Raw genomic sequence first — 17,009 nt, 5'->3', positions numbered from 1 at the left:
GGGAGTCGAGCGCTCAGGCGGCAGTGAGCCCCAACTTCATGAGCCAGGGTCTGAGGAGGCCGACCAGCTCTTCGCGTTCGAGTTCGGCCCACGTCCAGCGGACCACCATGATGCCCATGGCCCGGAGGGCATCCTCGCGCCGCTTCTCGCGGATCAATGCCTCGCGCGGGGTTTCTCCGGGGCGCAGACCGTATTTCTGCATCCCGTCGAACTCACCGACGAGCCGACCCTCCCAGTCGAAGTCCGCCCGCGCCTCGCCCTGTGATGTCTGGAACGTGTGCTGGAGACGGGGAAGAGGGAGCCCGGCTGCAATCATCTGGGCGCGGCTCCACGACTCCCCGACGCCCTCTGAGGACGCGTCGGCGAGCGAAAGGGCTCGTCGTGCGGTGCTGGTCCCGGGTCGCCGTAGACGCGCGTCGAGGATGGCCGTCATGACGGATGAATCGGCCTTCATCGCCAGTGCTCGGTCGAAGGCCACCAGTGCTTGCGCGAAGTTGCCGTTCGTGGCGATGTCGACCGCAGTGCGCTCGAGCGTGGTCACCTCGATCCCGTCGACCATCTTGATGTCGCCGGATGTCAGCGGGCCGTTGTGTACGTGCCGATGGCCGCGGACGAAACCGCCCGCGGTGGACTTCTTGGTGAGATGGACAGCCTCGCGGTCGGGGTGGAGTAGTTCGAGCCCGAGGACGGCTGCCGCCGAATCATGGCTCAGCGTCGCCTTGCCGCGATCACGTGCCGAGGTCGCCACTGCGATGGACTGCAGCCGATGGATCGCGGTGGAATCGGCAGCGTCGGGATCGGCCTCCAAGTAGACCCCGGGGGCCAACCGGATCAAGTCCCCGCTGTCCACCGCCGCCGCGACGGTGTCGTCGCTGATGCCGACCCGCAGCGTCGATTCGCGCCGTATGAGTCCGTATCGATCGGTCGGGAACCATGTCATGGGGATTGGACGCACGACGCGTCATCTCCGTTCAATGCGTCCCCGAAACGGACACTCCCGGAGTGACCTGGGACTCTGCGTCGGGCGTCACAACGGGGTCGGTGTCCGACTTTCCTCACCACTTAACATCAGCTAATGTCATCGACGCGGCGTGGTTACCTGCCGGTAGCTTCCGCCGCTGCCAACGCTGAGGGTGCCGGTCGCTCTGTGAGCGGTCGCTGGTCGGTTACAGTGACCCCAACCACAAATGCCACCGGTTGGTGTGCGGTCACACCGTGGCCGCCTTCGGGGGCAGCGATCGTCTGGAGGAAGTTGTGGGTGTTGAGGTCAGTGTCGAGGGGCTCACGAAGTCGTTTGGTTCGCAGAATATTTGGCGTGATGTCACGCTGACCCTCCCGGAGGGTGAGGTGTCTGCGCTGCTCGGTCCGTCGGGTACCGGTAAGTCGGTGTTCTTGAAGACGTTGATCGGGTTGCTGCATCCCGAGCAGGGGTCGGTGATCGTCGATGGCACCGATATCACGCAGTGTTCGGCCAAAGAGCTCTATGAGATCCGCAAGCTGTTCGGTGTGCTGTTCCAGGATGGTGCCCTGTTCGGTTCGATGTCGTTGTTCGACAACATCGCGTTCCCGCTTCGTGAGCACACGAAGAAGAAGGAGAACGAGGTCCGCGACATCGTGATGGAGAAGATCGATCTGGTCGGTCTGACCGGTGCCGAGGACAAGCTTCCCGGTGAGATCTCCGGTGGTATGCGCAAGCGTGCCGGTCTGGCGCGCGCGTTGGTGCTCGATCCGCAGATCATTTTGTGTGACGAGCCGGATTCGGGTCTGGATCCGGTGCGTACCGCCTACATCAGCCAGTTGTTGATCGACATCAACGCCCAGATCGATGCGACGATCCTGATCGTGACGCACAACATCAACATCGCGCGCACGATCCCGGACAACATCGGCATGTTGTTCCGGAAGGAGCTGGTGATGTTCGGTCCGCGTGAGCAGTTGCTGACCTCGGAGCAGCCGGTGGTCAAGCAGTTCCTCTCCGGTGACCGGTTCGGTCCGATCGGTATGTCGGAGGAGAAGGACGAGGCCGTCCAGAAGCAGGAAGAGGCCATGCAGGCCGCGGGTATCTCCGGTGGTGGTACCAAGGAGGACTTCACCGAGATCATCCCGCAGGTCCAGCCCAATCCGGGTATGCCCGAACGCAAGGCGGTCGCCCGTCACCGTGAGCGCGTGCATGCGATGCTGCCCGGCCTGCCGCAGAACGCGCAGGAGGCCATCCGTCGCAGCCAGGAGCAGGAAGACCAGATCCGCGAGGAGAGCCGCGCCCACGCCGAGGATGTGGCGAACGGACGCCACAGCGGGGACAACGAGTGGACGAGCGCTTCCTCGGGGAACCTGGCCGTCGCCGACGCCAAGACCGACGTGATCGACTACGGCGGCAGCGATGCGCCGACAGAGCAGTGGCAGACGCCCGGTGGCGGCGACGCACTGACCAAGCCCAGTCATCGTGCTTCAGACGCAAACGAAGGGCGGACGATCCAGGGATGACCAATGCCACCACGCGTGGCGTCGACCGAATCGCGCAGGCCGGAACGGGCGCCCTAGCCCAGACCGGCAATATCGTTCAGCTCTTCGTCGATGTTGCACGCCAGACCTTTGTGCGCCCGTTTCAGTGGCGGGAGTTCATCCAGCAGGCGTGGTTCATCGCCAGTGTGACGATCCTGCCCACCGCCCTGATCGCGATTCCGTTCGGCGCGATCGTCTCCTTGCAGACGGGTTCGCTGATCAAACAACTCGGCGCCGAGTCGTACACCGGTGCGGCCAGCGTGTTGGTGGTCATCCAGCAGGGGTCACCACTCGTGACCTCGCTCCTCATCGCGGGTGCGGCCGGGTCGGCGGTTGCCGCCGACCTCGGTTCGCGCACCATCCGCGAGGAGATCGACGCGATGGAAGTGTTGGGCATCAACCCCATCCAGCGACTCGTGGTCCCGCGTGTGCTGGCCATGGTCCTGGTCGCGATACTGCTCAACGGTCTGGTCGCCGTCATCGGCATCGGTGGTGGTTACTTCTTCAACGTGGTGATGCAGGGCGGCACCCCGGGCGCCTACCTGGCGTCGTTCGGTGCCCTCGCCCAGCTGCCCGACCTCTGGGTGTCGACGCTGAAGGCCGCGGTCTTCGGTGTCCTCGCCGGCGTCGTCGCCGCCTACAAGGGCCTCAATCCCAAGGGCGGCCCGAAGGGTGTGGGTGACGCCGTCAACCAGAGCGTCGTCATCACATTCCTTCTGCTGTTTCTCGCCAATCTGATCATCACTGCGGTCTACCTGCAGATCGTCCCACCGAAGGGGAGCTAGTCGTGACCGATGGTGGCGGCGGCGTGACGATCGCCAAGAGCAGGCCCGAGTACTACATGTACGAGGCCCGCAAACAGCTGGGCAGACCACTCAAGGTGCTCGACGGCGCCGGTGAGCAGATGTCGTTCTACGGCCGCACGCTCGCGTGGATGCCGAAGACGCTGGTGCACTACACCCGTGAGGTCCTGCGCCTACTCGCCGAAGTTGCCTTCGGCTCGGGCGGACTCGCGGTGATCGGCGGCACCATCGGCGTGATGGTGCTGATGTCGGGCTTCACCGGCGTCGTCGTCGGCCTTCAGGGTTATGCGGCACTCGACCAGATCGGGTCGCAGGCACTGACCGGCTTCCTGTCGGCCTATGTCAACACCCGTGAGGTGGCGCCTCTGGTGGCGGGCCTCGCCCTGTCCGCGACCGTCGGCTGTGGCTTCACCGCCCAGCTCGGCGCCATGCGCATCTCGGAGGAGATCGACGCCCTCGAGACGATGGCCGTGCCGTCGATCCCGTTCCTCGTGTCGACGCGCGTGATCGCCGGGTTCATCGCGGTCATCCCGCTGTACGTGCTCGGTCTGCTGTCGGCGTACCTGGCGTCTCGGGTGGTCACGACGGTCTTCAATGGACAGTCAGGCGGTTCCTACGACCACTACTTCAACCTGTTCCTGCCGCCGGCCGACGTGCTCTGGTCGTTCGGCAAGGTGCTGGTCTTCGCCTTCGTGATCATCCTGGTGCACTGCTACTACGGCTACTACGCATCGGGTGGACCCGCAGGTGTGGGCGTGGCCGTCGGTCACGCGGTCCGCTCGGCACTGGTCCTCATCGCGATCCTCGACTTCTTCCTGGGACTCGCGATCTGGGGCACCACGACGACGGTCAGAGTGGGAGGTTAGCGGTGTCGGTCCTGCGTAGAAGGCTGCTCGGCCTGGTCTTCTTTCTCGTGGTCGCACTGTTCCTCACCGCGACCATCACCAAGTTCAACAAGACGTTCCAGGACTTCACCGACGTCACCCTGATGACCGACTCCACCGGCAACGCGCTGCCCGCGAACGCCGACGTGAAGGCGCGCGGCATGGTCGTCGGCGAGGTCCGTGAGGTGAAGCCGGCGCCCGACGGGTCGGTCGAGGTCATCCTCGGCCTCGACCCGAACAAGGCGAAGGAACTGTCGGACAAGACCACCGCGCGGATCCTGCCGAAGACGCTCTTCGGCGAGCGGTACGTGGCGCTGCAGGTCCCCGAGGACAACACCGGACCGACGCTGACCAACGGCGCGACCATCGAGACCGATCGCAGCGGCAACGCACTCGAGGTCCAGGAGTTGTTCGACAAGCTGCTTCCGGTCCTCGACGCCATCCCGCCGCAGGATCTCAACGCCACGCTGACCGCGCTGTCGAAGGCGTTGTCGGGCCGCGGTGAGCAGCTCGGCACGACGCTCGAAGAGCTCGACCAGATCTTCGTCGAGGTCAACAAGAACCTGCCCGACCTCGAGGGCACCCTCGAGGGCCTGGCGACCTTCTCGCAGACCTACTCGCAGGCGCTGCCCGACGTCGTCGACGCACTGGACTCGTTCCGGACGACGTCGAACACCATCGTCGAACGGCAGGCAGATCTGCGGACGCTCATCGCGACCCTCGGTGTGGCATCCGACGACCTCACCGGCTGGCTGCGCCAGAACCGCACCGACCTGATCGACCTCGCTGTCGACTCGGAAGAGTTGCTCGTCGGACTCGCGAAGCAGTCGCCGACCTTCGTCTGCACGTTCCGCAACTTCGTGGGTCTGATCCCCGAGTCACGCAGAATCGTGGGCGAGGGCACCAAGAACCCGGGTGTGCGGGTGAACCTGCAGTTCATCAATCCTCGTGGCCGCTATCTACCGAACCAGGACGAACCCCGCTTCATGGATCTCGACCCACCCGCCGTCTGCTACGAGCCCCCCACCGACGGTCGCCCGTTCCCGCAGTATCCGGGTGGCAGTCTCGCCGACGGCAGCTACCAGCCGCCGTCACGCAACGCCGGTCCGCGCAACGTTCAGAAGCTGCCGCAGCCGCAGTTCAGCGGCGTGCCTGCCGGTACCGCATCGGTCCGGTCCAACCCGTTCGACGATCCGGACTACCGCAAGCAGCTGCAGGTCATCTACGGCGCCACGAGCGGCCGTTCGCCGGAGTCGGTGCCGACCTGGGTGACCATGATCGCCGGCGGTTCCCTCCAGGGAGCGCAGGTCGAGATCAAATGAGGTCGATAATCGCGCCCCTGGTCAAGCTGATCATCTTCGCGGTCGTCACCGTCGTGACGACCAGCCTGCTCGCGATCACCATCGCGAACGCCGGCGGCGGCGGAGACGCGAAGTTCAAGGCCGTCTTCGACGACGCCACCCTGCTGAACTCCGGCGACGACGTCCGCATCGCCGGCGTGCGAGTGGGACAGGTGGAGAAAGTCGAGGTCTACGACCGCAACCGGGCGATGGTCTCGTTCAACCTCGACCGCGACCGGTTGCCCGACGGGACCCAGCTCTACATCCGCTATCGCAACCTCACCGGCCTGCGGTATCTGGCGCTCGAACGCGGCGCCGGCGACCCGGCCCGGACCGTGTCGCAGGGTCACACGTTCGGGTTGGACGAGGACGACGACTCCACCCACCCGCCGGTCAACCTCACCGAGTTGTTCAACGGGTTCCGGCCGCTGTTCCAACAGCTGTCGGCCGACGACGTCAACAAGCTGACCTCCGAGATCATCGCGGTCTTCGACGGTCAGGGCGGCTCGATCACGCGGCTGGTCAGCGACACCGCGGACCTGACGAACGCGATCGCCGACAAGGACAAGGTGATCGGTGAGCTGATCGGCAACCTCACCAAGGTCCTCGACACGGTCAACCGCAACGACGAGCAGTTCACCAGCCTCCTCGACAACACCGAGAAGTTGGTGACCGGGCTTGCCGCGCAACGCGGTTCGGTGGGATCGGCGATCAGTTCCGTGTCGAATCTGACCTCGGTGACCGCGAACATCCTCGGTGCGACGCGCCCGTCGATCCAGGGCGACATCGCCGGACTGAAGTCGCTGTCCGACGAGATCAACAAGCGCAACGAGGACATCGAGGAGACGCTGACCAACCTCCCGGTCAAGCTGCGCAAGGTCGGCCGGGCCGCGACCTTCGGTTCCTGGTTCCAGTTCTATCTGTGCGGTATCGACGTCGTCGCCGGCAACGGCAAGTCGACGCTGCTGACACAGCCGCTGGTGCCGCTGCCCGACATCAATCACGTGCTCTACACCAGTGCGGCCACCCGTTGCTGGGCTGACGAGAAGCCAGGGGGGTGACCACGATGGCAGACGAGAACAACCGCGCCGACGACAACGGCGACGACGACGCCGCGAAGCAGCCGGCGCAGCACCCGCATCGCCGCTTCGGCGGACGACGCAGCCCGGTCAGCATCGGCGCCATCGGTGTCCTGATCCTCCTGATGCTCGGACTCAGTGCCTTCTACCTGACCGAGGTTCCGCTGCTGGGCGCCGGCGCCCGCTACACCGCGCAGTTCACCGAGGCCGCCGGACTCAGGGCGGGTAATGAGGTGCGCGTGGCAGGCGTCAAGGTCGGCGAGGTCGAGAGCGTGAAGCTCAACGGCGACCGCGTCGACGTCAGCTTCAAGGTGGAGAACACCTGGATCGGCGACCAGACACAGGCATCGATCCAGATCAAGACGATCCTGGGGCAGAAGTACCTGGGACTGAACCCGCGTGGCAGTGAACCGGCCGACCCCGACGTTCCGCTCACCGACACGGTCTCGCCCTACGACGTCATCGAGGCGTTCTCGGGTGCGGCGCAGCAGATCGAGGACTTCGACAACGATCAGCTGGCCGAGTCGATGCGCGTGCTGTCGGATGCCTTCTCCGGTACGGCCGGCAACACCGGACCCGCGCTCGACGGTCTCGCGCGGTTGTCCAACACGATCGCCAGCCGCGACCAGGAGGTGCAGAAGCTCCTCGCCGCGACCAAGGACACCTCGAAGCTCCTGGCCGATCGCAACGAGGAGTTCGTGCGCCTGATCGGCGGCGCGGGCCAGCTGCTCGACGAGTTGAACAACCGGCAGCAGTCCATCTCCGCTCTGCTGGCCAGCACGACGAGCCTCGGCGACTCGCTTACCGGCATCGTGCGCGACAACGAGGAGCAGATCGGCCCGGCGCTCGACGCGCTGAAGGGCGTGAACGAGCTGCTGCAGCGTCAGAACCAGAACATCCGCGACACGATCAAGAACATGGCGCCGTTCTACCGCCTGTACGCCAACGTCCTCGGCAACGGCCGTTGGTTCGATCAGGTCGTGGTGAACCTACTGCCGCCGGCGCTGCCGCAGCAGAACACCACACGGCCGCCGAACAAGACGGCGATGGAAAACAACGGCGGAACGGGGGCAGGCTGATGACCGCACCAGACCTGACACAGATCTCCGGCCCCGGCCGCTGGTTCACCCCGCGGCACATCGTCGCGCTCATCCTCGGGCTGATTCTCGCGCTCGTCGTCGCGGGCGCCCTGTGGTGGGTGTTCTCCGCGATCGGGACCACCAAGATCACCGCGACGTTCAAACGTTCGGTCGGCATCTATTCCGGTTCCGACGTCCGCATCCTCGGCGTGGCCGTGGGCAAGGTCGATTCGGTGACGCCGCAGGGTGAGACGGTGAAGGTGACCATGACGGTCGACCGCGGCATCACGCTGCCCGAGAACGTCCGTGCCGTGCAGATGATCCCATCGGTCGTCGCCGACCGTTTCGTGCAACTGACCCCGGCCTACTCGGGAGGCCCGAAGGCCGGTCGCGACATCACCCTGAACGAGGACCAGACCATGGTCCCGGTCGAGGTCGACGAGCTCTATGCCAGCGTCAAGGAACTGTCGGACGCCCTCGGGCCCGACGGCGCGAACAAGACCGACGGCACCGGACGCCAGGGCGCGGTGAGTGAACTCGTCGCGACGGGCGCCGAGAACCTCGCCGGCAACGGCGAGAAGCTCGGAAAGGCCATCGAGAACCTGTCGAAGGCCTCCACGACGCTGAGCGATTCGCGGAACAACCTCTTCGACACCGTCAAGGGCCTCAACACCTTCGTCGGCGCGCTGCGCGAGAACGACGCCCAGGTGCGGCAGTTCAACACCCAGATGGCGTCGTTCAACAGGTTCCTCGCGGGTGAGCGCGAACAACTCGCAGCCGCGCTGAACAAGTTGTCGATCGCGCTCGGGGATGTGGCCGGCTTCCTGGCCGACAACCGTGAGCAGATCGGGGAGACGGTCAAGGACCTGCAGCCGACCACGCAAGCGCTGCTCGATGAGAAGAACAACCTCAAAGAGGTCCTGACGGTCCTGCCGGTGGCCATGAACAACCTGATCAACGCCTACGACGCGGAGTCGGGAACGCTGGCCCTGCGTCTGACGATCCCGGAGCTGCAGGACCTGATCGGCGCGCAGTGCCGCCTGCTCGATCTGGGCGCGCTGATGCCGGGCAACCCGCAGTTCACGCAGTTCAGCAACACTCTGCGCCCGCTGATCAACCAATGTGAGGCCATCGGCAAGCAGATCACCGACGGGGTGCTCGAGCCGGTGTTACCGGTGCTGCCCTTCGGCATCATGAGCAACAACAAGCTGCAGAAGGCACCGGTTCCGGGCACGGTTCCGGGCAACCCCGACCCGCAGATCAACACGCCTGCACCGTCGGCGACGAAGACCCCGTCGACGAAGCCGTCACCGAGCTCGAGTGCCCCGCGACCCCGGGGAGGCAACTGATGAACCGACGCTCCGTGCGGACCACCCTGGCCGGCGCCGCGCTCTCGCTGACCGTGATGGTGTCGGGCTGTATGTCCGGCGGCATCCAGTCGATCCCGCTGCCCGGCGGCGTCGACACCGGGAGCAGCCCGCGCACATACAAGATCCAGTTCGACGACGTGCTCGACCTGGTGCCGCAGTCGATGGTCAAACGCGACGGCATCCCCGTCGGGCGCGTCACCAAGGTCGAGGTGCCGAACGACGCCTGGTTCGCGCAGGTCACCGTCGAGGTCCAGAACGACGTCGACCTGTCCGACGAGGCGCAGGCCAGCGTCCAACAGACCTCGCTTCTCGGTGAGAAGTTCGTGTCGCTGAGCGATCCGGACAACAGCGCGAACGCGCCGCGGCAGAATCCCGCCGAGCCGATCCCGGTGGACCGCACGCGTACCGCGACCGACATCGAGCAGGTTCTCGGAGCCCTGGCGTTGCTGCTGACCGGCGGTGGCATCAACCAGCTGCAGCCGATCGTCTCGGAGCTGAACAAGACGCTCGGCGGCCGTACCGACGAGGTGCGCAGCCTGATCGATCAGACGGAGAAACTCATCGCGGGGCTCAATCGTCAGCGCGACGACATCGTCGCCGCGATCGACGGTCTCGCGGATCTGTCCGCACGGACCGAGAAGCAGACCGCACAGATCGACCGCATCCTCAAGCAGCTCCCCGAGGGCATCGAGGTGCTCGAGGAACAGCGACCGCAGTTCGTCGACCTGCTGACCAAGCTCGATCAGCTCGGTCAGGTCGGTACCGATGTGCTGGGCAAGTCCCGCACGGCGCTGATCAACGATCTCAAGGCGCTGCGGCCGATCCTGAGCGAGCTGACCAAGGCCGCACCGGACCTGATCACCGCGGCGCCGCTGATGCTGACGCTCCCGTTCCCGGACTGGGTCCTCCCGGGCTTCCACGGTGACTCGGCCAATCTGTTCATGACGCTGGACCTGCGCATCCTCAACCAGCTCGAGGCCCTCGGCGTCGGGCAGGGGACACCGAAGTACTCGCCGCCGGCCCGCGTGAAGGTGCCGGTCAATCCGCGCAACCCGTACTACAACGGCAACGGGCCGCGGTACGGCTGGCCGACGATCACGCTGCTCCCGCCGGCCCCGAACTCACGGCCGGGACCCAACACCCCACCGTCGGGTGGCACCTACCCGGCCTCGGCGCCCGTACCGGCGGCGCCCGGCCAGGGGGTTCTCGACGGCCCGCTCGCGGCCATGGGTCTGGCCCCCAAGTCCCAGGCCCCTGAGTCACCGACAGGAGCAGGACGATGATCGGCAAGCTCGTCAAGATCCAGCTGATCGCCTTCGTCATCGTCGGCCTCGTCGCACTGGCCTACGTCGGCGCGAAGTACGCACGGCTGGACAAGCTGGTCGGCGTCGGCATGTACACCGTCACCGCCGAGCTGCCCGCCTCCGGCGGCATCTTCACCAACGCCGAGGTCACCTACCTGGGTGTGCCGGTCGGCCGGGTCGGTGCGCTCGACCTCACCCAGGAGGGTGTCGACGTCAAGCTCGAGCTCGACTCGGGCGGACCGAAGATCCCGGCGTCGGCGGTGGCCGTGGTGGCATCGCGTTCGGCGATCGGTGAGCAGTACGTCGACCTGCAGCCGACCTCGGCGTCGGGGCCCTATCTCGAGAACGGCTCGACCATCCGGGAATCGCGGTTGCCCGAGCCGCTCGAGGACGTGGTCAAGTCCGCGGTCGACTTCACCTCGTCGATCCCGGTCGACGACCTGCACACCGTCATCACCGAACTGGGTAACGCATTCAACGGCCAGGGGGAGAACCTCACCCGGCTCGTCGATTCCCTCGGCAAGCTCTCGCGGGCCGGCGTCGACAACCTGAGCGAGGTGGTCGGGCTGATCCAGGATTCGAACGTCGTCCTGGCGACACAGGCCGACCAGTCCGACGCAATCCTCAGCTGGTCGCGCAACCTCGACCTGATCACCGCGACCCTGGCGTCGTCGGATCCGGATCTGCGCCGGCTGCTGACCACCGGCACCTTGTCGGCGACGCAGATCTCCGAGTTGATCCAGAAGAACGGCAACGACATCTCCAAGGTGGTGAAGGATCTCGCCGAGGTGGCGCGCACGATCGAGCCGGTCACCTACACGACGTCGATGACGTTCGCGATGCTGTCGGCACTGTCTGCGGGCAGTTACTCGCCGGCTCCCGGTGACGGTCAGATCCACTTCGGTATCGTCCTGGAGACCAACAACCCGGCCTCGTGTACCCGCGGTTACGAGGGGACCCAGGAGATCATCGCGGAGATGAAGCGCAAGAACCCGAACTTCGACGTCCACTACGACGAGTTCCCGTTCAACACCGAGGCCCGATGCAAGGTGCCGTTCGGGAACCCGACGGGTGTGCGCGGCGCCGACCGTGCGCAGTACGCCAACCCGGCGTACCCGCAGCCGTGGGACAACACGCCGAAGAAGGACCCGGACAAGCTGAACCTCAACCCGCTCGCCATGCAGCTCAGTGCGCTGCTCGGCGTGCGGCCCAAGTAACGACGCGCGGCCTGCCGAGCCCGACGCCCCGCCCAGCGCGGGCCGATCGGGACTTAGGCTGTGCTCAGGAGCGATCTATACAGTGTCTTCTGCTATGACTGGCACCTCGACAATCACCGGCCCCGAGACCCCGGATTCCTCGGGTTCGACGACGACCCGCGTGGGACTACTCGCGCTGTCCGTGGTCGCGGTGATCGCGGCACTCGTGTGCGTGGCGGTCTTCGGTGTCCAGGCCATGGGTGCGTACGCCACCAAGGACGCGCGCGACGAGGCGACCCAGGCAGCCGAGCAGGCCGTCCTGAACATCACCACGATCGACCCGGCGAACATCGACGACTTCCGTCAGCGCGCGGAGGGTTCGCTTACCGGCAAGGCCAAGCAAGAGGTCCTCGGCGACGCGACGGACGGCGATGAGAAGGCCGGCGACGAGAAGGCCGGCGAGACCGGCAACGTCCTCGACGTGCTCGCCGAGGCGGGGGAGAACACCGCGAAGCTCAGTGCGCGGCTGCTGCGCAGTGCGCCGAGCGAGGTCGACGACGAGGGTGGCAAGGCGAAGGTCCTCGTCTACGTCCTCACGACTCTCCAGCGCGCCGGGGAGCCGAACGTCGACCAGACGCGCGGCTTCCAGGTCAGCATGACCCGTGAGGGAGACACCTGGAAGGCCGAGAACGTCGCCGGTCTCGAGGGCATCGAGTACGCCGACGCCGGCCAGGCGCCCGCGACGGGAGGCGGAAACTGATGGCACCGACCCCGAACCAGCCCCCGCGCAAGCGACGTCCGACGCCGAAGGTCGCCGGACACACTCGTGCCGCGCGTTCGGACGCCGACGAGGTGGCCACCGAATCCGGTGTGTCCCTGTCGAAGTCCGACGACGCGGAAGTCTCCGTGCCCGCTGAGGAGCGAGGAGCGGAGACGCCGGGCCTCGAAGGGGCCGAACCCACCCCGCCCACGACCAGGACCCGCCCGGTGTCGCGGGTTTCGACCCTGCGTCCCAGCGGAACGCAGACAGGCGCGGACGGTCCGTCGTCGACCGGTTCTGGGCCGTCTCGGCCGGCCCCCGAGCGGGGACCGGCGAAGAAGCGCAATCCGCTGCTGTTGACCGCGATGCTGGCCGGGGTGGCCGTGCTGCTCGGCGTCGCCGCGGTGATCCTGGCCTTCCGGCCGGGCCTCGGGGAGAACCGGGCGTTCGTCGATCAGAGCGCCACCACCGAGCTCATCGGCCAGTCGCAGGAGCAGATCTGCGCGGTGTGGGGACACGAGCACACCGACCTCGGCGGCTGGGCGAAACGCGCCCAGAACGCGCTCACCGGAGATGCGCGCAAGGAATTCGACGAGTCGCTGAAGACCCAGCGCGACCTGATCACCCAGACCAAGTCGGGAGCCGAATGCCGGGTCGACGCGGTCGGCGTCACCAACCTGTCCGGCGCAGGCGACGGCGCGCGTGCGACGGTCATCGCGAACCTCATCATCAGCGAGACACAGAACAGCATCGCCACCAACAGTCTCGCCCCGCGTGTCCAGTTCGCGATGGTCAAGGAGGGGGATACGTGGCGGATCCAGGGCGTCGAGCCCTTCTGATCGCCGCGTGAGCGCCATGTGGACGGGTGACTCGCGGGACAAGTTGGCGAAATTGGCGCGTACCGCTTGACGTTTGGGCGTTGTCGGGCCAGGCTGTGACCAGCGGTCGACGTGCAGGCAGCCACCCGTGCGAAATCGCTTCTTGACGGGCTTGACAAAGTACGTCTATTTTCTGCTACAGTTGGACGTTGCGCTGGCTGCCTCCTGTCCATCTACCGATCCTTCTACGGCCACTCTTAGCTGTGTGTGCTGCGGTGATCGCCGATCTCAGGGTGTCACCAGCGAACGGCCCATCAAGCCACCGCACATCTAGGTTGTGAATAACGTCGTGTTGGAAGGACGCATCTTGGCAGTCAACCGCCAGTCCACCTCAACAATCCCCGGCGCGCCGCATCGCGCGTCGTTTGCAAAGATCAGCGAGCCGCTGGAGGTTCCCGGCCTCCTCGACCTCCAACTCGATTCCTTCGAATGGCTCGTCGGGTCCCCGGAGTGGCGCGCCAAGGCGATCGCCCGCGGAGACGAGAACCCGACGGGCGGGCTGGAGGACATCCTCCACGAGCTGTCCCCGATCGAGGACTTCTCCGGGTCGATGTCCCTTTCGTTCTCCGAGCCGCACTTCGACGAGGTCAAGGCCTCTGTCGAGGAGTGCAAGGACAAGGACATGACCTACGCGGCGCCGCTGTTCGTCACCGCTGAGTTCATCAACAACAACACCGGTGAGATCAAGTCGCAGACCGTCTTCATGGGCGACTTCCCGATCATGACCGACAAGGGCAGCTTCATCATCAACGGCACCGAGCGTGTCGTGGTGAGCCAGCTGGTCCGCAGCCCCGGCGTCTACTTCGACGCCGCGATCGACAAGGCCACCGAGAAGACCCTGCACACCGTCAAGGTGATCCCGGGTCGCGGTGCGTGGCTGGAGTTCGACGTCGACAAGCGCGACACCGTGGGTGTGCGTATCGACCGCAAGCGCCGTCAGCCGGTCACCGTGCTGCTCAAGGCCCTCGGTTTCACCACCGAGGAGATCTCCGAGCGCTTCGGCTTCTCCGAGATCATGATGTCGACCCTGGAGAAGGACAACACCGCCAACCAGGACGAGGCGCTCCTCGAGGTCTACCGCAAGCTGCGTCCGGGTGAGCCGCCGACCAAGGAGTCCGCGGAGAACCTCCTGGAGAACCTGTTCTTCAAGGACAAGCGCTACGACCTCGCTCGCGTGGGCCGTTACAAGGTCAACAAGAAGCTGGGCCTGACGGCCAACCCGATGACCGGCGAGTCGACCCTGACCCGCGAGGACATCATCGCGACCGTCGAGTACCTGGTGCGTCTGCACGAGGCCGACCCGCACACGACCACCTACATGACCGTCCCCGGTGGTGTGGAGGTTCCCGTCGAGGTCGACGACATCGACCACTTCGGCAACCGTCGTCTGCGTACCGTCGGCGAGCTGATCCAGAACCAGATCCGCGTGGGCCTCTCGCGTATGGAGCGTGTCGTGCGTGAGCGCATGACCACCCAGGACGTCGAGGCGATCACCCCGCAGACCCTGATCAACATCCGTCCCGTCGTGGCGGCGATCAAGGAGTTCTTCGGCACCAGCCAGCTGTCGCAGTTCATGGACCAGAACAACCCGCTGTCGGGTCTGACCCACAAGCGTCGTCTGTCGGCGCTGGGCCCGGGCGGTCTGAGTCGTGAGCGTGCCGGCCTCGAGGTGCGCGACGTCCACCCGTCGCACTACGGCCGTATGTGCCCGATCGAGACCCCTGAGGGTCCGAACATCGGTCTGATCGGTTCGCTCTCGGTGTACGCACGGGTCAACCCGTTCGGTTTCATCGAGACCCCGTACCGCAAGGTCGTCGACGGTGTCGTCACCGACGAGATCCAGTACATGACCGCTGACGAGGAGGATCGCTTCCTCATCGGTCAGGCCAACACCAACTTCGACGGCAGCGGCCGTATCACCGACGAGCGTGTGCTGGTGCGCAAGAAGGGCTCCGAGGTGGAGTTCGTGGGCGCCACCGATGTCGAGTACCTCGACGTCTCGCCGCGCCAGATGGTGTCGGTCGCGACCGCGATGATCCCGTTCCTCGAGCACGACGACGCGAACCGCGCCCTGATGGGTGCGAACATGCAGCGTCAGGCCGTGCCGCTGGTGCGCAACGAGTCGCCGCTGGTCGGTACCGGTATGGAGCTCCGTGCCGCCGTCGACGCCGGTGACGTCATCGTGTCGTCCAAGACCGGTGTGGTCGAAGAGGTCTCGGCCGACTACATCACCGTCATGTCCGACGAGGGCACCCGTGACACCTACCGGATGCGCAAGTTCGCGCGTTCGAACCACGGCACCTGCGCCAACCAGCGTCCGATCGTGGACGAGGGCCAGCGCGTGGAGGCCGGCCAGGTCCTCGCCGACGGCCCCTGCACCGAGAACGGTGAGATGGCGCTCGGCAAGAACCTGCTCGTGGCGATCATGCCGTGGGAGGGCCACAACTACGAGGACGCGATCATCCTGTCGCAGCGCCTCGTGGAAGAGGACGTCCTGACCTCGATCCACATCGAGGAGCACGAGATCGACGCCCGCGACACCAAGCTCGGTGCCGAGGAGATCACCCGGGACATCCCGAACGTCTCCGACGAGGTCCTCGCCGACCTCGACGAGCGCGGCATCGTGCGCATCGGTGCCGAGGTCCGCGACGGCGACATCCTGGTCGGCAAGGTCACCCCGAAGGGCGAGACCGAGCTGACCCCGGAAGAGCGTCTGCTGCGTGCCATCTTCGGTGAGAAGGCCCGTGAGGTTCGCGACACCTCGCTGAAGGTGCCCCACGGCGAGACCGGCAAGGTCATCGGCGTGCGCGTGTTCAGCCGCGACGACGACGACGATCTCGCGCCGGGCGTCAACGAGCTGGTCCGCGTCTACGTGGCCCAGAAGCGCAAGATCCAGGACGGCGACAAGCTCGCCGGTCGTCACGGCAACAAGGGCGTCATCGGCAAGATCCTCCCTCAGGAGGACATGCCGTTCCTGCCCGACGGCACCCCGGTCGACATCATCCTGAACACCCACGGTGTCCCGCGTCGTATGAACATCGGCCAGATCCTGGAGACCCACCTCGGGTGGATCGCCAAGGCCGGCTGGAACATCAACGTGGCCGAGGGCGTCCCGGAGTGGGCCTCGAACCTGCCCGAGGACATGTACTCGGCGGAGCCCGACACCAACACCGCCACCCCGGTGTTCGACGGTGCGCGTGAGGAGGAGCTGACCGGACTGCTGTCCTCGACGCTGCCCAACCGCGACGGCGAGGTCATGGTCAACGGCGACGGCAAGGCGACGCTGTTCGACGGTCGTTCCGGCGAGCCGTTCCCGTACCCCGTGGCGGTCGGCTACATGTACATCATCAAGCTGCACCACCTGGTCGACGACAAGATCCACGCTCGTTCGACCGGTCCGTACTCGATGATCACCCAGCAGCCGCTGGGTGGTAAGGCGCAGTTCGGTGGTCAGCGCTTCGGTGAGATGGAGTGTTGGGCGATGCAGGCGTACGGCGCCGCCTACACCCTGCAGGAGCTGCTCACCATCAAGTCGGACGACGTGGTGGGCCGCGTGAAGGTCTACGAGGCGATCGTCAAGGGCGAGAACATCCCGGAACCGGGTATCCCCGAGTCGTTCAAGGTGCTTCTGAAGGAACTTCAGTCGCTCTGCCTGAACGTCGAGGTGCTCAGCTCCGACGGTGCCGCCATCGAGATGCACGACACCGACGACGAGGACCTGGAGCGCGCTGCTGCCAACCTCGGAATCAACCTGTCGCGCAACGAGTCGGCAACCGTCGACGACCTCGCCAACTGATCCTCACCACTGACAACA

The 17,009-nt window shown here is 65.8% G+C and carries 13 protein-coding genes; 12 read left to right on the top strand and 1 reads right to left on the bottom strand.

The genetic code is table 11. From position 1 onward, the window contains the following. Window positions 1-13 precede the first annotated feature (13 nt). Window positions 14-955 (bottom strand): type IV toxin-antitoxin system AbiEi family antitoxin domain-containing protein, encoded by a 942-nt coding sequence (locus BPODLACK_RS14385; RefSeq protein ID WP_006435323.1) that lies wholly within the window; start codon window positions 953-955, stop codon window positions 14-16. 299 nt (window positions 956-1,254) lie between these two features. Between BPODLACK_RS14385 and BPODLACK_RS14380 the strand changes: the two genes are divergently transcribed. The 12 genes from BPODLACK_RS14380 to rpoB all read left to right on the top strand — a co-directional run bounded on the left by BPODLACK_RS14380 (window position 1,255) and on the right by rpoB (window position 16,991). Next, window positions 1,255-2,484 carry an ABC transporter ATP-binding protein gene (locus tag BPODLACK_RS14380; protein ID WP_005199659.1) on the top strand — a complete coding sequence of 410 codons (1,230 nt, stop codon included), beginning with the start codon at window positions 1,255-1,257 and terminating at the stop codon, window positions 2,482-2,484. After that, window positions 2,481-3,287, top strand: a complete 807-nt coding sequence (locus tag BPODLACK_RS14375; protein WP_005199661.1) for an MlaE family ABC transporter permease — start codon at window positions 2,481-2,483, stop codon at window positions 3,285-3,287. Before BPODLACK_RS14380 ends, BPODLACK_RS14375 begins: the two co-directional genes overlap by 4 nt. 56 nt (window positions 3,288-3,343) lie before the next feature. Continuing rightward, window positions 3,344-4,171 (top strand): MlaE family ABC transporter permease, encoded by an 828-nt coding sequence (locus BPODLACK_RS14370; protein ID WP_081598192.1) that lies wholly within the window; start codon window positions 3,344-3,346, stop codon window positions 4,169-4,171. A 2-nt stretch (window positions 4,172-4,173) separates the two neighbouring features. Further along, on the top strand, window positions 4,174-5,511 hold the full coding sequence (locus BPODLACK_RS14365; protein ID WP_005199664.1) for an MCE family protein: 1,338 nt from the start codon (window positions 4,174-4,176) through the stop codon (window positions 5,509-5,511). Then, complete coding sequence (locus BPODLACK_RS14360; RefSeq protein ID WP_005199666.1) at window positions 5,508-6,590, top strand: MCE family protein; 1,083 nt, start codon at window positions 5,508-5,510, stop codon at window positions 6,588-6,590. Before BPODLACK_RS14365 ends, BPODLACK_RS14360 begins: the two co-directional genes overlap by 4 nt. A 5-nt stretch (window positions 6,591-6,595) precedes the next feature. Next, window positions 6,596-7,687: an MCE family protein gene (locus BPODLACK_RS14355; RefSeq protein WP_024499808.1), complete on the top strand. Its 1,092-nt coding sequence runs from the start codon at window positions 6,596-6,598 to the stop codon at window positions 7,685-7,687. Continuing rightward, window positions 7,687-9,036: an MCE family protein gene (locus tag BPODLACK_RS14350; protein ID WP_005199668.1), complete on the top strand. Its 1,350-nt coding sequence runs from the start codon at window positions 7,687-7,689 to the stop codon at window positions 9,034-9,036. Before BPODLACK_RS14355 ends, BPODLACK_RS14350 begins: the two co-directional genes overlap by 1 nt. Beyond that, window positions 9,036-10,340 carry an MCE family protein gene (locus BPODLACK_RS14345; RefSeq protein WP_024499809.1) on the top strand — a complete coding sequence of 435 codons (1,305 nt, stop codon included), beginning with the start codon at window positions 9,036-9,038 and terminating at the stop codon, window positions 10,338-10,340. Before BPODLACK_RS14350 ends, BPODLACK_RS14345 begins: the two co-directional genes overlap by 1 nt. After that, window positions 10,337-11,578, top strand: coding sequence for an MCE family protein (locus tag BPODLACK_RS14340; protein WP_137809769.1), 1,242 nt, complete (start codon window positions 10,337-10,339; stop codon window positions 11,576-11,578). Before BPODLACK_RS14345 ends, BPODLACK_RS14340 begins: the two co-directional genes overlap by 4 nt. 94 nt (window positions 11,579-11,672) lie before the next feature. Further along, window positions 11,673-12,317, top strand: coding sequence for a hypothetical protein (locus BPODLACK_RS14335; RefSeq protein WP_210735179.1), 645 nt, complete (start codon window positions 11,673-11,675; stop codon window positions 12,315-12,317). Beyond that, window positions 12,317-13,156 (top strand): hypothetical protein, encoded by an 840-nt coding sequence (locus BPODLACK_RS14330; protein ID WP_024499810.1) that lies wholly within the window; start codon window positions 12,317-12,319, stop codon window positions 13,154-13,156. The genes BPODLACK_RS14335 and BPODLACK_RS14330 overlap by 1 nt, the downstream gene beginning before the upstream one ends. Before the next feature lie 346 nt (window positions 13,157-13,502). Continuing rightward, entirely contained in the window at window positions 13,503-16,991 is a 3,489-nt protein-coding gene (gene rpoB, locus BPODLACK_RS14325; RefSeq protein WP_159405517.1) for a DNA-directed RNA polymerase subunit beta, read from the top strand. Window positions 16,992-17,009: the final 18 nt, after the last annotated feature.

This window comes from Gordonia sp. YY1 (assembly GCF_009872315.1).
GTDB lineage: Bacteria > Actinomycetota > Actinomycetes > Mycobacteriales > Mycobacteriaceae > Gordonia > Gordonia amicalis.
This window is presented reverse-complemented; position numbering and strand designations above follow the sequence as displayed.

Coding starts and splice junctions, on each gene's coding strand:
- BPODLACK_RS14375 (WP_005199661.1), top strand. CDS start 2,481: ATGACCAATGCCACCACGCGTGGCGTCGACCGAATCGCGCAGGCCGGA.
- BPODLACK_RS14370 (WP_081598192.1), top strand. CDS start 3,344: ATGTACGAGGCCCGCAAACAGCTGGGCAGACCACTCAAGGTGCTCGAC.
- BPODLACK_RS14360 (WP_005199666.1), top strand. CDS start 5,508: ATGAGGTCGATAATCGCGCCCCTGGTCAAGCTGATCATCTTCGCGGTC.
- BPODLACK_RS14355 (WP_024499808.1), top strand. CDS start 6,596: ATGGCAGACGAGAACAACCGCGCCGACGACAACGGCGACGACGACGCC.
- BPODLACK_RS14350 (WP_005199668.1), top strand. CDS start 7,687: ATGACCGCACCAGACCTGACACAGATCTCCGGCCCCGGCCGCTGGTTC.
- BPODLACK_RS14345 (WP_024499809.1), top strand. CDS start 9,036: ATGAACCGACGCTCCGTGCGGACCACCCTGGCCGGCGCCGCGCTCTCG.
- BPODLACK_RS14340 (WP_137809769.1), top strand. CDS start 10,337: ATGATCGGCAAGCTCGTCAAGATCCAGCTGATCGCCTTCGTCATCGTC.
- BPODLACK_RS14335 (WP_210735179.1), top strand. CDS start 11,673: ATGACTGGCACCTCGACAATCACCGGCCCCGAGACCCCGGATTCCTCG.
- BPODLACK_RS14330 (WP_024499810.1), top strand. CDS start 12,317: ATGGCACCGACCCCGAACCAGCCCCCGCGCAAGCGACGTCCGACGCCG.